Source organism: Rapidithrix thailandica (assembly GCF_039710355.1).
GTDB lineage: Bacteria > Bacteroidota > Bacteroidia > Cytophagales > Flammeovirgaceae > Rapidithrix > Rapidithrix thailandica.
In genome coordinates this window covers 65,854-80,095 of record NZ_JBDKWZ010000022.1, presented here as the reverse complement: position 1 = coordinate 80,095, position 14,242 = coordinate 65,854, and the positions used below count along the sequence as shown (strand labels likewise).

Sequence of the window (14,242 nt, the reverse complement as noted above, 5' to 3'; positions counted from 1 at the left end):
AGGAACATCGCAGGTAAAGCAGTTGACCATTTACTTGAGCTATTCACCAAATTTTTCTTTACCAATTGAAAATTCCTGACAATTTTGAAGAAAGCCCGGGCCATTTGGCGCACCCTGACAAAAATTGAAAGCCGGGTACACCTACACAACCAACATCGATTATTCCCAAAAGAATACGGCTCGACACCATGCCTTCAGGCTTTGCACAGGCAATGCTATTTGTTTTTGACGAAAATGAAAAAATTTATCCACAAATTCCTTTTACTTATGTACAGATTGCAAACATATGCTTTTCACCTTAGCCTCGCTTTCCTGATCCTGACAGGCTCCTATACCTTTGCCCAGGAAGGCACGAATTACCAAGACAAAGAAAAAGCCTTGCAAACACGGCTGATTATGGCCCAGGATGGCGATGTGATAGAAATTGAAGAAGGGTTTTACCAGTTCAAAGGAAGCCTTTCTATGGACGGAAAAAAGAACATTACAATCAAGGGGCAGGGGATGGACAAAACCATCTTATCCTTTAAAGGACAAATTACCGGTGCCGAAGGATTGAAAATTACCGGAGGGGAAAATATTACCTTACGTGACTTTACCGTACAAGACGCCAAAGGCGATTGTATCAAGACGCAGAATATCGATGGCATTAGTTTTATCAACATCAAAGCCGAATGGACCAACAAGCCCAACAAAAACAACGGAGCGTATGCACTTTACCCGGTCAGCTGCAATAATGTGTTGATGGATTCCTGTGTCGCCATTGGCTCTTCCGATGCCGGTGTGTATGTGGGACAATCGAAAAACATTATTGTCAGAAACTGTGTAGCCTATCACAATGTGGCCGGGATAGAAATTGAAAATTCGATCAATGCCGATGTATACAACAATCACGCATACAACAATACCGGAGGGATCCTGGTCTTTGACTTGCCTGACCTTCCCCAAAAACACGGCCGGAATATACGGGTATTTGACAACCTGATAGAAGAAAACAATTACAAGAATTTTTCACCGAAAGGCAACATTGTCAATAAAGTTCCTCCGGGCACCGGTGTGATGATCATGGCCACGGAAAATGTAGAGGTGTTCCATAATAAAATTCACAACAACCGTACAGCCAGTGTGGTGATTGTCAGTTATCATATCACGGAAGAAGAGATCAAGGATCAAGAATATAATGCGTATCCCAAAAAAATCTATGTACACCACAATGACTTTATCCGGCCCAATCGTTCCGCCCGGAAAATCAGCCCGTTCGGTTGGTTATTTTACTTCAAATTCGGACGGAAAGTCCCCCATATCATCTACGATGGCATTCCCGAAAAGAATTCCGTAGACGAAAACGGCCGCTTAAAAGCCTCTCACCAAATCTGTATTTCTAATAATAAAAACGGCACCTTTGCTAACCTGGATGCCGCTAACAAATTTAAAGGCTTATCCAGAGATACTTCCTTATTTACTTGTGAGTTGAAATCTTTAAGCCCGGCTAAAGTAGCCAATGTAAACGATTAATAGATTCTGTGACCAACCCGGTGAATGAGTGAAATTATGAGTAATGACTTTCACTTATTCACTACATGACAGAAACAATACTCCACAACTAGAATTCATTTTCTTGAAGCTTAGAGAGAACACCACACTACCTAAAACCTCAAACTGTCTCTAAGATCTATTTAGATTGAGAAAAACATTATGCAAAAACACTTATATATTCTTATAGGAATATTCGCAATGGTAATGTTAGGCAGCTCCTGGATACAATTATCCAAATCTGCCCAGCCAACGTTTGCCCCCAACACAAGGCTCTCTGACTATGGCCTTTTCAAGGGAGATATTGCAGAATTACAACCGGCCCAAGGGGTATTTGCTTATGAATTAAACAGCCCCTTGTTTACGGATTATGCATATAAATTCCGGGTAGTAAAATTGCCGGATGGCAGCCCGATGCAATACAAACCCGAACAGGCATTTGATTTCCCTGTCGGAACCATTATTGCCAAAACCTTCTATTACCCCAAAGATTTTCGCAAGCTACATAAAGGACGGCAATTGATTGAAACCCGGATTCTGATGCACCAAGAAGAGGGTTGGGTAGCCTTTCCCTATGTTTGGAATGAAGCCCAAACCGAAGCCTACTTGGACGTGGCCGGGAACATTCAAGCAGTAACCTGGATCAATGAGAAAGGAAAGAAGATGAAAACCAATTATGTGGTTCCAAACATGAACCAGTGCAAAGGATGCCACGCCTTTGACGATAAAATCATTCCTATCGGACCTACAGCGCGACAACTGAACCGCCCCTCTCCTTTTGAAGATGAAAAACCCAACCAACTTGTACAATGGGCAGCACAAGGGAAGCTAGCGGGTCTCCCTTCTCCGGACCAAATCCCCCAAATGGCCGTGTGGGACAACCCCAGTCAAGCCTCCTTGGGATTACGGGCACGCGCCTGGCTGGATGCCAATTGTGCGCACTGTCACAATGCCCATGGCCCGGCCAATACATCCGGCCTGTTTTTAAACTGGCACCAATCCGACTCTACGACCTGGGGGGTAAACAAGACCCCGGTTGCTGCCGGACGGGGCTCCGGAGGACGCCTTTATACCATTGTTCCCGGAAAACCCCACGAATCCATTCTTATGTACCGGATTGCTTCCAATGACCCCGGAGTGATGATGCCCGAACTGGGCCGGACTTTGGTTCACAAGGAAGGAGTGGAATTGATTGAAGAGTGGATCAGAAGTATGGAACCTCAACCCTAAATACCCGTTAGATTTTTCTAACCGACTATTTTAACCCTTCAAAATTGACTTTCCGAAGGGTTTTTCTCATTTTTTGAGATAGCATGCGGGCATTAGAAAACACAAATCACCCTAAATGAAAAAAGTAGCCTGGATATTCCCGGGCTACCTTAGTCGGATCAAAAGCGTTACTCATTAAATTAACAAGTATTGACCTACAAGTTTAGCTTTAACAATTTTCAATTGCTTTTTTAGAATCTTAACCATCCATTTCAAAGAGACCTGTTTCACCTAAATTATCTATCTAAACATATAAACAAGACGTCTTTACCATAGTAGTCAAGATCTTCACATACCATTTAAAATACAAGATCAAATGAAGTGAAAAGCAATATCATTAACTGGTCTAAAACAAACTATATAATTGCCTTAAAAACTTCTATACACAAATGTACGCACCGAAAGACATGAAAAAGATGATCACACAACTGTATAGGATATGACTTTAATCATATTTAAATCAAAAATCATTTCTTAAGAACCTCTAACGCTTTTGATACCCAGACAAAGGTTGTATTTAAAGCAAGGTTAACGCATCCCCTACTCGAATCTCCTTTCCTTTTAGATTCTCTTCCGTATTCGTATTCACACCAAACATATAGAAATGCGGAAACTGCTCTAAAGAAACAAATTCAGGTAAAGTGCTTTTCCGGAAATGCATAAATTCCTTTTGAAAACCCGAATACCCCTCACCGGTCAGCGGGTCACGAGTGGGCACCGGGCAGCGGGCACAAGGTTTGATTCCCCGCAGAATTACTTCCCCAATCGAAAAACGGCAACCAGACATGTCCTTTTTAAAAAGTTGATCTTCCCAAAAAGGCTTCCCCCCTCCTTGCAATTCTATATTCATCCGGAAACGGTTGATAATCGTAGCCGGATCGATATGAGGAAACCAACTTACTACCTCTTCGTAACTTTCATGACTTGCCAAGGTTGGTCCCGGTCGCTCGCTGTCATCAGGAAACCCTCCTTCTGCATTTTGCTTGATTTGCACTTGTACACCCAGAAAATCCCCAAACCATTCTTCCATTTGGCTACGGTCACGGTCTAAATGAAAACGTACAGTCTGCCCTTCCGGGCTTAACGTGATTTCACGGTTTGCCAAATCGTATGCTGTCCGGATTTGTTGAATTCGCGGAAAGCGTTTCCCATTGATAGTTTTGCCCCTTTCATCAAACAAAGCAAATTCCCTGTCATTTTCAAAGCCCCCTCCGGTAGTTAGTGTTGCCCTGTCTACGTTCATCCCATCAAGGGATTTCACGGGAAATATGGTAATACTTTTTACGATCATGATTTTCAAAAACCTTTACATCTAACAAACTATTCACTCCTTATGGATGAGCTGCCACCCACTCTTCCCCATCCTCAAACACCTCTTTTTTCCAAATAGGCACTCGCTCTTTCAAGCGGTCAATGGTATATTGACAAGCTTCAAAAGCTTCCTTTCTATGTGGGGTAGACACTGCCAATACAACCGCAATATCCCCTACTTGCAACACCCCTTTCCGGTGATAAATCGCTATTTTATGTACAGGCCAAATACCTTTGACTTTTTCTGCCAACATTTCCATCTCCCGGATAGCCATTGCATCATAGGCTTCGTACTCCAAGCGAAGAACTTTTTTCGTTTGCGTACTTCCACGCACTGTCCCAATAAATACATCAATAGCCCCTGCTTCCTCTCCGGCAACCAAATCAATGACTTCCTGAGGGTTCAGAGGCTGGTCTACTATTTTAAACATCATCGTATTCAGCGTTAAATTCTTAATAGGGTATTTCACTTCGTACTCTAAGCATTTGTAACCAACTGCTTATCCGTTCAGAACAGGGGGCGTATTCTCTGTTAACGGTTGGTCTATCAGCCCCCGCTTACCGGTGGAATCAAAGCAATTTCGTCTGAGGAGGATACCTTATCCCCTTCTTTTGCATAAACACTGTTAACCGCCACAGCTAAGGATTTCAAGTTCGCAAGTTGGGGGTAGTTGGATTTTAACGAATCCAAGAGTTGTTGTACAGTAGACGCTTCTGCGATTTCCCATTCCAATTCGGAGGAGCCAATAATTTCACGGGCTATCCCAAAGAGTTTGATCTTTGAATTCATTATATTTTCGTCATTTAGTTGATGATCGGTAAACTTAAGAGAGTATTCTTAATTACCAAGGATAAGTCAAAATTAACATAATTCAACCTATAAGCAACTTATGCCACAACCCATAGTACAACCTGTCGATATTCAAAAATACCAAGCAACACAAAAACAATGCACCACAGACTTGCTGGCAGTAGAAGAACCTCTGGAAATCCGTTTAGGCTATGGACCTGTGCATCAACGCAAAGTGATGCAACTGTCTCTTACGATGCGCACTCCCGGACATGATTTTGAGTTGGCTATAGGATTGCTATTGGCAGAGGGTATTATCGACTCCTATCAACAGGTTTTTCAAATTAAATACTGTACTTCGGAAGACAGCCATGAAATTTCCCCTAATATAGTAAGGGTTGAATTGCAAGCCGGTCATTGTTTCGACACAAACAGACTCAAACGGAACCTTCTGGCCAATTCGAGCTGTGGTATTTGCGGGAAAGCATCCATCGAAGCCATTCAAATGACCGCTTGCCCTGCCCTTCCTAAAGAAACCATACAAATAAACCCGGCAGTATTGCTCTCTTTGCCTGAGCGGTTACAAGAAGCACAACAAGTATTTGGCTATACCGGAGGGCTACACGCCACAGCACTTTTTGAGAAGGAAGCCAATATATTATTTGCCAGGGAAGATATTGGCCGTCATAACTCCGTGGACAAAGTGATAGGAGCTGCTCTTTACAAAAACTTACTCCCGTTACATTCCCAGGTGATGTTGGTAAGTGGAAGAGCGGGGTTTGAATTAATCCAAAAAGCTGTCAAAGCAGGAGTATCGGTTTTCTGTGCTATTGGTGCTCCCTCCAGTTTGGCTGTAGATACGGCAAAAGCATTTGGACTCACATTGGTCGGTTTTTTAAGAAACCAACAGTTTAATGTGTATTCCGGAGAATGGAGAATTGCAAATAAAAAGTAACAGCCGATTCATTGTGCAAACGAATAAATTTGATTAGTTTTTAGAAAAGAAGTGGTTTAAACGTATAGTTTTTAACCGAAAATGGAATCAAAATCGGCTCATCAAGGCACTTTTTGAAAAGAATAACCAAAGCTATTGTTGAAAAAAATAACACAGAGGAAGCCTTTTTGAAACATTTTTCAGGAAAAAGAAAAAGGTTAATTCATTTCCATAACATAAAAATAACTTTCTTCTTGTTTGAAGGGTAATCCCAAGCCATTTGACAACCAGAACCAACAACAACATAAAACAAGAAGAAAAACGACCTTTAAGTTTTCATAGAATTAAATTAGAGCAAACATGAAACTCAGGTTTTTAGGAAATTCACTCAGAATCCGGTTAAATAAATCGGAAGTTGCAAACCTGTCAGAAAACGGCCGGGTAGCGGAAAGGGTACCCTTTGGAATTCATCCGGAAGCCGACCTTATCTATAGTGTCGTCAGCGAAGAAAGAGCCAATGAAGTACTTTCTTCTTTCCTTGAAAACGAAGTTAAAATTATTGTCCCCAAGGACCAGGTAATGCAATGGGCCAACAACAACCAAACAGGCATATACAATACCATTCAATTCGGCAAAAGGGAACTAAGCATTAGCATAGAGAAAGACTTTCAATGCCTTCACAAGCAAGCCAGTGAAGAAGAAAAAGACAACTTCCCCAACCCATTGGCAGAGCAAGAATAATATGCGATTATGAGCACTCAATCAAGGCCTTCCAAAAAGAAAATAGAAGCCCAACCCCCGGCTAATTTTACGGGCTTAAAGCTTTCCCCACCAAAAGAAATGGCGGCAGGTATTCCTGCCATTTTATCCGCTGCAAAACATATTCTCGAAGAAATGGACCCCTTCAGAGGACTAAGTGTTTTGACTAAGCTTAATCAACAACAAGGCTTCGATTGCCCCGGTTGTGCCTGGCCCGACCCTCAAAAACGTTCTAAATTGGGCGAATACTGTGAAAACGGGGCTAAAGCAGTGGCTGAAGAGGCCACAATCAGACGGGTTACCTCAGACTTTTTCAAAAAATACTCAATCACCAACCTTTCCCAACAATCCGATTATTGGTTGGGCAAACAAGGCCGGCTGACTGAGCCTATGCTATTAAGGGAAGGCAGTGAACATTATGAACCGGTTACGTGGGAAAAAGCCTTTCAATGGATTGCCCGGCATCTGAATTCATTGAACTCGCCGGACGAGGCGGTTTTCTATACATCCGGCCGCACCAGCAACGAAGCAGCTTTTCTATACCAACTGTTTGTAAGACAATTTGGCACCAATAATTTGCCGGACTGTTCCAACATGTGCCATGAGTCCAGCGGTTCCGGTTTATCTCAAACCTTAGGTATCGGCAAAGGCTCGGTTACTTTAGAAGACTTCTATAAGGCAGAAGTGATTATGATTATGGGGCAAAACCCCGGCACCAACCACCCCCGTATGCTTACCGCTTTGCAAAAAGCCAAGAAAAACGGTTGCAAAGTTATCATCGTAAACCCTTTGCCTGAAGCAGGTTTTCAATACTTTAAACATCCGCAAGATCCGGTTCAAATGTTGGGCAAGGGTACGCTATTGACTGATATTTTCTTGCAAATTAAAATTAATGGAGATGTTGCATTGCTAAAAGCCATGAACAAAATCCTGTTGGAAAAAGAAGCGCAATCACCCGGGAGCGTGTTGGATAAAGAATTTATCGAGCAACATACGGAAGGATTCGAGGCTTTTACAAATGACTTAAAACAATACGACCTGGACGAATTGATCCGGGAAACAGGCATCGAAAAAGCCAAAATCCTGCAAGCTTGCGAGCTACTGGCATCCAAAAAACGCATCATTATCTGCTGGGCCATGGGACTGACACAGCATAAAAATGCGGTGGGCAATGTCAGGGAAATTGTCAACCTCCTCTTGATGAAAGGCAGCATTGGCAAACCCGGAGCCGGTACATGCCCGGTAAGAGGGCATAGCAACGTACAGGGAGATCGCACAATGGGTATCTGGGAAAAACCTAGTCAAGCATTTTTGGAGCGCCTGGGCAGAAACTTCAACTTTATTCCTCCTGAGCATCACGGCTTTGATTCGGTAGAGGCCATCAAAGCAATGTACAATGGAAGCGCCAAAGTCTTCTTTGCCATGGGCGGCAATTTCCTGTCAGCCACCCCTGACACGGAATACACGGCACAAGCTTTGCAAAATTGTAAATTAACGGTACATGTTTCCACCAAACTCAATCGCAGCCACTTGGTACATGGCAATGAAGCGTTGATTTTGCCTTGTCTGGGGCGCACGGAAGAAGATATGCAAAAATCGGGTCCCCAGTTTGTCAGTGTTGAAAACTCCATGGGCATCGTACATAAAACGCAAGGCCGTTTAGAACCGGCTTCCACACAGCTATTGAGCGAACCTGCCATTGTAGCCCGGTTGGCCAAAGCTACTTTGGGTTATCAAACATCCGTTAATTGGGACGAAATGACTCATAATTATGATGCGATCCGGGATGCTATAGAAGCTGTCATTCCAGGCTTTGAACATTACAATCAAAAAGTACGGCAAGAAAACGGTTTCTATTTACCTAATTGTGCCCGGGACAGAAAATTCAATACACTTAATGGCAAAGCCCAGTTCACCATTAATTCGTGTTCGTCTATCCGGCTTCTGGCAGACGAGTATTTAATGATGACCATTCGCAGTCATGATCAGTACAACACTACGATTTACGGATTAAACGACCGGTACAGGGGGATTTACAATGAACGGAGGGTGATCTTAATGCACCCGGAAGATATCAAATCCGCTCAACTCAGCCCCGAACAAATCGTTGATCTATATTCTTATTACGATAACGAAGAAAGAATTGCCAGAAAATTTATCGTGGTACCCTACCCCATTCCCAAGCAATGTGTGGCCACTTACTTTCCGGAAGCCAATGTATTAGTCCCGGTAAACAGTACGGCCGAGATCAGCAATACCCCTACGTCTAAATCGGTTGTGATCAAAATTAAAACAGCGTTAACGGATTAATTGTATGAATACAGGCAGCCACTGTTCACCGCCTTCGCTGTCCGTTTTAGCAGGCAGTATAGTCGCAGAGTCTTTTTTATAAGAATACCCTTCCGAAGCCCGAACCAAGTTCTGAGAGACTATTATCTTACCGGAAGAGGGTGATTCCGTTTGTTGAAAGGGGTTCGTTAAGAAATTGTCTTCTCCCAAAGTCTCTTCCAACGGATTGCTATCAAACTCTCCCATCACCAGTAGTTTGGCATTAGGGGTTCGTTGGTGCAGGTTTTGTAAAACTTCTTTTAAAACCTTTAATCCTGCCTTTTCCAAAAATAAAGTATTCTCATTATTCTCAACATGCCAAATAATAAAATGAAATTCGTCTTGTTTGATTTTACCTGAAACCAATAAAATATCACTCCCCTGCAAACGGCCGTCTTCCGAATACACAGGAAAAACCCTTTGAGAAATCACCTCCAATACTTTTTTCTTATATAGCAAAACCACATCTAATCCCTTAGGGTGTGGAGAGTCAAAATGAACCGCTTGGTATTTTGCTTTCTTTAATATGCGCTTCTGTAATAAATCCCGTAGGACTTTGCTATTTTCCACTTCACTTAAACCAAGAATATCAGGTCCTTTATGCCCTATTGATTTTATACTCCGGGCAATGTTTTCCAGCTTCAGGTGGTACTTTTCCAATGTCCAGGCTTGAGGCCCAAGCGGCAAGTAGGCATTATCGTCTGTCTTGGGATTGTCAATCGTATCGTAAAGTTGGTGGGTATTGTAAAAAGCAACGGTTAATTTCTTTTTCGTCTGGGAAACAGCCGGATGCAGTAGTAAAATATTAAAACCACAAAAAACCAATAAGAAAATACTTGTAGTAATATGATGTACACGTTTCATAAACAGAAGAATACTTGTTTGCTATAAAGATAAATAGGATAATTGCACACTTAAATTCAAAATCGATTGTAAGGTTGATGAGGTAGCAAAAAGAATTGAGGTTCTCTGGCGCATTCACACAAAAACCGATTTTGTCAAGCGCTTCCTTTTATTTGTTAACCCTGTTTCAGCCAATATAGAAATTAACCGTTATTACTGAGTTATTTAGTAAACTAAGAAAAAAATTATGATTGGGGAAAATGATAACTTGGTATTTCCACCTAACGCTTCGGGTTTTTTCAGCAAAGGTGCAGAGATCTTTACCAAAGTAGACTGGAGTGAATTTGAGAAGCATTGCAAACTTGTAGACGCACAAACAGACTATACACTAAAATTCCTCCTCCGGAGAAAATTAGAGGACAATCATTCGTATCACGAAGCAATATTCCTCACCCCTGAAAATAAGGGGCTATTTGTATTTGTGAACAAATTTTATCCATTCATAGCCATTAGTCAAAGCTTAATGCCCCTGACAGAAGAGCTAAGCGAAAAGGAAGGCTTGCCGGACAATGAATTCATCAACCATCAGGAACTGGCTTCGGTTTTTGAACCGGTCTTTACCGTTATTAGTAAAGAGGTATTAACGAAGAAGTTGGATGCGGATGATGAAATAGCAAGTAAGTACGTTCAGCAACTCACATTCCATGAGTTTGCCGAATTTGCCTATTGGGAACCCCGAATTATGGCAAATATCCTATTCAATAAATGGAAAAAATAAACAAAGAGCCTGGAATGCAAACTTCCAGGCTCTTTTTAGAATTTCAGGAGTGCCTTACAGGGATTCAACTCTCCTCCGCAAGGAAAAAGGCAGATTCTTTCTTCTCTTCCTGATCAAAGCCCTTGTTCCAGAATACCGGATGCAGGAAGGGCAAGTATTTCATGATAAAATTCTCAAAAATGCCTGCTTGGGTATTTTTCAGGATATAACACATTAAGACATATAGCCCGAAAAAGAGAGGCAACATCACTAAAGTTGCCGTAGGTGTGGCATTTTTAAAGATTTGATAAGATATCAGACAGAAAACCAGATTGGTCAACGCCAGAAACAAGGTTGCCCGTTTATGACTTGGATTCCGGTCAATCAGCAAATGATGTATATGGTTGCGGTCGGGGTAAAAGGGTGATTTCTTCTGTGACAACCGGATCATAAACACCCGCAAAGTATCAAATAATGGAATGATCAAAAACGAAATGGCGATAAAGGGTGCATTCTGAACATGCAAAGGCCCACTGGCAACTTCATTGTACATGATAAACCGTACGGTCAACAAGCTAATCACAAACCCGAGTAATAAAGACCCTGTATCTCCCAAAAAGATTTTGGAGCTTTTGGAAAAGTTAAACTTTAAGAAACCGCTCAAGGCCCCGGCAAGGGTAAAAGCCAATATTGCCAAGGGGTGATAGCCAGACAAGGCAAACCAAACCCCAAAGGACAAGGCTGCTACAATTCCCATACTTGCGGCTAGCCCGTCAATCCCATCTATCAGGTTGTAGGAGTTGATAATCACTATATAGATAAACAACGTAAACAGCACACTAGCCCAATAGGAAAGCTCAAACACACCCAGGATGCCAAACATACTTCCGATACGGATGTCTGCTCCCAGGATGACTAACAAGCACGCCACTATTTGTGCAGCCAACTTTTTCATGGGAGCAATCAGTAAAATATCGTCTTTCAGTCCGACAAAAAAGAGAATCAAGATGGCTGCGATGATAAACTGGAAACCATGGTTCACCTCAAAAGGCGTCCAGAGGGTAATACCAAGAATGGAGGCAATAAACAATGAAATCCCCCCGAGTGTAGGCGTTGAAGTTTTATGCGCACTACGGGCATTCGGGTTATCGGTCAGGTGTTTCATTCTCGCCACCCGTACAATCACCGGGATGGACATCATAGAAACCGCCCAAGCCGTAGCAAAAGACAAGCCTATTTTATAATGTATTCCGAAAAGGTCGGGATAAACCGAATTTAAAGATCCGGCAACGATCAATAACATCGCCAATATGGGCAACAAATAGGCATTGCTCAAATAGGAAAAGGTAAACTGCCCTACTTTGCGCAAGGGTTTTAAGATTCGAGTATAAAAACGAGGCTGTAAGCGGTTTTTCACCCAGGCACTTTCATCTTCTTTGTTGGCAAGCATCCGGTATTTTAACGTTCCGTTACTTTGGCCGCCAACCCGCATTTTCACCACTTTGGAAGGGATATATTTTACTTCCAGGTCATTTTGGAACAAGAAGCGCAACATAAGTTCGTAATCCGCAGCCGTTTTAAAATTGGTATCGTAATATCCCAGTTCTTCGAAGTATTTTTTCTTGGCAAAAAAAGTAGTGTGGGGTGGCATCCACCCAAAAACAAAGGACTTCTTGACAAACTCCCCGGCAATCCAGTTGCGAATCACCTGGTTGGGATTAGAACGATCCACATATTCCAGGTCTCCATAAGTACAATCTACTTTTTCATCCTGAAAGGCTTCTGCAATTTGGGAAAGTACAGTGGGCGAATAAAACACATCGTCCGAATGCAATAAACCTACCACATCACCGGTAGCCATCCGGATACCTTTATTGATGGCATCGTACAAGCCCTCATCCCTTTCCGAAACAAATTGATGAATTTGCCCTTCAAATTGCCGGATCACTTCTACCGTACCATCTGTGGACTGCCCGTCCACCACTATGTATTCAATGTTTTTATAGTCTTGCCGGATGACTGAACGTATTGCATCGGCAATGGTTTCCTGATTGTTGTAGACTACCGTGACAATAGAAATTTTCATGATAGAGGATTTTGAGTGAATCCAAATTAATTGGCCTTAGAGTAATTTCGTGTAATGATTGGTTCTCAGAGTTTTGTTTGCAGTCAGTAGTTATATCAAAGGTATGTAATATTTCAATACATAAAAACCTCTACCCTGTTAACAAAATTGAATTTATTCAAGAGTATAAAGCATTCAAGAAAGTCGACAAATATCAATAAAACAAGCATTAACAGAGTAAAATCAAACAAAACACAGCCTCTAGCCCTTTATAAGTTGTACTTTTTAAATATGAATTTTACCATGTAATAAACTTACACCTTAACAATTATTTGCAATTCAAGCTCTCAAACCCAAGCAACGATTCGGTTTAGCGTACAGATTGTTACTTTATTCGAAAATCCAGGTTTCTCAAAGGGTATGAATCCATACGATGACTCCCAAGTTTTGTCGGTAAATGTTTATCTTAGCCGGGTGATTACAGGATTTTTATATTTTTGACAGAGTTATGTAACAGTTTCTATCTTCGTATCAGGTCTCTGTTGTAAAAACTCCAAGGGCATTTTTTTGCAACTACATTGACCTTGGTATTCACTGTGGCATACACAGTAGATCATAACCGGTCAATTGAAGTTGCCCTCAGAATTCACTTAAGATATAGAATGCAAACCCAAAAGAAACATAAGAGGAAGAAAAAAAGACTGGGTAGTTACCCCTATTCCAATGTCTTATTTAGCATTACGGCAGCTCTTTTTATGATTGGCATGTTTAGTTTGTTATCCTTTTATGCCAAGGAGCTTTCGGAAAAAATGCGCAACAACATAGAAATCCGGGTGTTCCTGAACAAAGACCTCAGCTCTACGGAAGTTGCAGACCTACAGCAACAACTAGAGGAAAAAGAATATATAGACCAAAAGAATGGAGTACCCAGGGTCCACTTTTTGTCCAAAGATGAAGCAGCCCGTGAAATGATCAGGGACTCAGGGGAAGACTTTATCAGCTTTTTAGGGGATAACCCCCTCCGGGATGCCTATATCGTGTATTTGGAAGAACAATATTTTGAAACGGATCAAATGCAATCGGTAGTGGTAAATTTGGAACAACTTCCCGGAGTATTTGAGGTAGTATACACGAAAAGCCTGGTGGAAGAAATCAATAACAACATCCGGAATATCGGAACCGTCATTGGTGTATTCGTATGTATTCTACTTTTAACGGTTTTCATCCTTATTGATAATGCAATCAAACTTGCCCTTTTCTCACAAAGGTTTTTGATTCGCAGTATGCAACTGGTAGGCGCCACTTCGATTTTTATTAAAATGCCCTTTTTAAAACGGGCAGCTTTTCAAGGTGCACTAAGTGGTTTTTTAGCCTCTTGTCTATTAGGTTCTATGCTTTGGCTGGCCTTTGAAAGAATCCCGGAACTCCAGGAGCTTACGAATTTGACCATCATCGGGGCTATTTTTACCGCCTTAATTCTATTGGGGGCTTTGATTGGATTTTCCAGTGCATTTAGAGCCGTATCCAGGTATTTAACAATGAAATTGGATGATTTGTATTGAAAAGGCCAAACATCAAAAAGCTTAAACTATCTTAAAACTAGTAGTTTTTTCAACAGTTGTTTTAATTTGATCTGCGTGAAGACTACTTTTGCCA

12 protein-coding genes are annotated in these 14,242 nt (G+C 41.7%); 7 read left to right on the top strand and 5 right to left on the bottom strand.

Annotated features, from left to right (window positions below):
• The first annotated feature begins 267 nt into the window (after positions 1–267).
• Positions 268–1,512 (top strand): parallel beta-helix domain-containing protein, encoded by a 1,245-nt coding sequence (locus tag AAG747_RS26155; protein WP_346824211.1) that lies wholly within the window; start codon positions 268–270, stop codon positions 1,510–1,512.
• A gap of 180 nt (positions 1,513–1,692) precedes the next feature.
• The gene (locus AAG747_RS26150; RefSeq protein ID WP_346824210.1) at positions 1,693–2,760 is read left to right on the top strand and encodes an SO2930 family diheme c-type cytochrome; all 1,068 of its coding nucleotides are present in this window, start codon (positions 1,693–1,695) and stop codon (positions 2,758–2,760) included.
• 556 nt (positions 2,761–3,316) lie between these two features.
• Here the strand turns inward: AAG747_RS26150 and AAG747_RS26145 are convergent.
• The 3 genes from AAG747_RS26145 to AAG747_RS26135 all read right to left on the bottom strand — a co-directional run bounded on the left by AAG747_RS26145 (position 3,317) and on the right by AAG747_RS26135 (position 4,900).
• Positions 3,317–4,090 (bottom strand): MOSC domain-containing protein, encoded by a 774-nt coding sequence (locus tag AAG747_RS26145; RefSeq protein WP_346824209.1) that lies wholly within the window; start codon positions 4,088–4,090, stop codon positions 3,317–3,319.
• A 40-nt stretch (positions 4,091–4,130) separates the two neighbouring features.
• Positions 4,131–4,544 carry a molybdenum cofactor biosynthesis protein MoaE gene (locus AAG747_RS26140; RefSeq protein ID WP_346824208.1) on the bottom strand — a complete coding sequence of 138 codons (414 nt, stop codon included), beginning with the start codon at positions 4,542–4,544 and terminating at the stop codon, positions 4,131–4,133.
• A 113-nt stretch (positions 4,545–4,657) separates the two neighbouring features.
• Positions 4,658–4,900: a MoaD/ThiS family protein gene (locus AAG747_RS26135; RefSeq protein ID WP_346824207.1), complete on the bottom strand. Its 243-nt coding sequence runs from the start codon at positions 4,898–4,900 to the stop codon at positions 4,658–4,660.
• A gap of 100 nt (positions 4,901–5,000) precedes the next feature.
• Here AAG747_RS26135 and fdhD point away from each other — a divergent pair, with 100 nt between their 5' ends.
• The 3 genes from fdhD to AAG747_RS26120 all read left to right on the top strand — a co-directional run bounded on the left by fdhD (position 5,001) and on the right by AAG747_RS26120 (position 8,903).
• On the top strand, positions 5,001–5,855 hold the full coding sequence (gene fdhD, locus AAG747_RS26130) for a formate dehydrogenase accessory sulfurtransferase FdhD (protein WP_346824206.1): 855 nt from the start codon (positions 5,001–5,003) through the stop codon (positions 5,853–5,855).
• A gap of 339 nt (positions 5,856–6,194) precedes the next feature.
• The gene (locus AAG747_RS26125; protein WP_346824205.1) at positions 6,195–6,575 is read left to right on the top strand and encodes a DUF7009 family protein; all 381 of its coding nucleotides are present in this window, start codon (positions 6,195–6,197) and stop codon (positions 6,573–6,575) included.
• A gap of 9 nt (positions 6,576–6,584) precedes the next feature.
• Positions 6,585–8,903, top strand: coding sequence for an FdhF/YdeP family oxidoreductase (locus AAG747_RS26120; protein ID WP_346824204.1), 2,319 nt, complete (start codon positions 6,585–6,587; stop codon positions 8,901–8,903).
• Here the strand turns inward: AAG747_RS26120 and AAG747_RS26115 are convergent.
• Positions 8,892–9,785 carry an endonuclease/exonuclease/phosphatase family protein gene (locus tag AAG747_RS26115; RefSeq protein WP_346824203.1) on the bottom strand — a complete coding sequence of 298 codons (894 nt, stop codon included), beginning with the start codon at positions 9,783–9,785 and terminating at the stop codon, positions 8,892–8,894. The two genes, AAG747_RS26120 and AAG747_RS26115, sit on opposite strands and share 12 nt — an antisense overlap.
• A gap of 226 nt (positions 9,786–10,011) precedes the next feature.
• On the opposite strand from AAG747_RS26115, the gene AAG747_RS26110 reads away from it, so the two are divergent.
• Positions 10,012–10,542: a hypothetical protein gene (locus AAG747_RS26110; RefSeq protein WP_346824202.1), complete on the top strand. Its 531-nt coding sequence runs from the start codon at positions 10,012–10,014 to the stop codon at positions 10,540–10,542.
• Between the two features lie 64 nt (positions 10,543–10,606).
• On the opposite strand, the gene AAG747_RS26105 is transcribed toward AAG747_RS26110, so the two are convergent.
• A complete protein-coding gene (locus tag AAG747_RS26105; protein WP_346824201.1) occupies positions 10,607–12,607 on the bottom strand; it encodes a glycosyltransferase in 2,001 nt (666 codons plus the stop codon).
• Between the two features lie 641 nt (positions 12,608–13,248).
• Between AAG747_RS26105 and AAG747_RS26100 the strand changes: the two genes are divergently transcribed.
• Positions 13,249–14,148: a cell division protein FtsX gene (locus AAG747_RS26100; RefSeq protein ID WP_346824200.1), complete on the top strand. Its 900-nt coding sequence runs from the start codon at positions 13,249–13,251 to the stop codon at positions 14,146–14,148.
• Positions 14,149–14,242 lie beyond the last annotated feature (94 nt).

Excerpts from the sequence above, each read along its gene's own strand:
- AAG747_RS26125 (WP_346824205.1), top strand. The coding sequence starts at position 6,195 with ATGAAACTCAGGTTTTTAGGAAATTCACTCAGAATCCGGTTAAATAAA.
- AAG747_RS26145 (WP_346824209.1), bottom strand. The coding sequence starts at position 4,090 with ATGATCGTAAAAAGTATTACCATATTTCCCGTGAAATCCCTTGATGGG.
- AAG747_RS26115 (WP_346824203.1), bottom strand. The coding sequence starts at position 9,785 with ATGAAACGTGTACATCATATTACTACAAGTATTTTCTTATTGGTTTTT.
- AAG747_RS26120 (WP_346824204.1), top strand. The coding sequence starts at position 6,585 with ATGAGCACTCAATCAAGGCCTTCCAAAAAGAAAATAGAAGCCCAACCC.
- AAG747_RS26155 (WP_346824211.1), top strand. The coding sequence starts at position 268 with ATGTACAGATTGCAAACATATGCTTTTCACCTTAGCCTCGCTTTCCTG.
- AAG747_RS26150 (WP_346824210.1), top strand. The coding sequence starts at position 1,693 with ATGCAAAAACACTTATATATTCTTATAGGAATATTCGCAATGGTAATG.
- fdhD (WP_346824206.1), top strand. The coding sequence starts at position 5,001 with ATGCCACAACCCATAGTACAACCTGTCGATATTCAAAAATACCAAGCA.
- AAG747_RS26100 (WP_346824200.1), top strand. The coding sequence starts at position 13,249 with ATGCAAACCCAAAAGAAACATAAGAGGAAGAAAAAAAGACTGGGTAGT.
- AAG747_RS26140 (WP_346824208.1), bottom strand. The coding sequence starts at position 4,544 with ATGATGTTTAAAATAGTAGACCAGCCTCTGAACCCTCAGGAAGTCATT.
- AAG747_RS26105 (WP_346824201.1), bottom strand. The coding sequence starts at position 12,607 with ATGAAAATTTCTATTGTCACGGTAGTCTACAACAATCAGGAAACCATT.
- AAG747_RS26135 (WP_346824207.1), bottom strand. The coding sequence starts at position 4,900 with ATGAATTCAAAGATCAAACTCTTTGGGATAGCCCGTGAAATTATTGGC.
- AAG747_RS26110 (WP_346824202.1), top strand. The coding sequence starts at position 10,012 with ATGATTGGGGAAAATGATAACTTGGTATTTCCACCTAACGCTTCGGGT.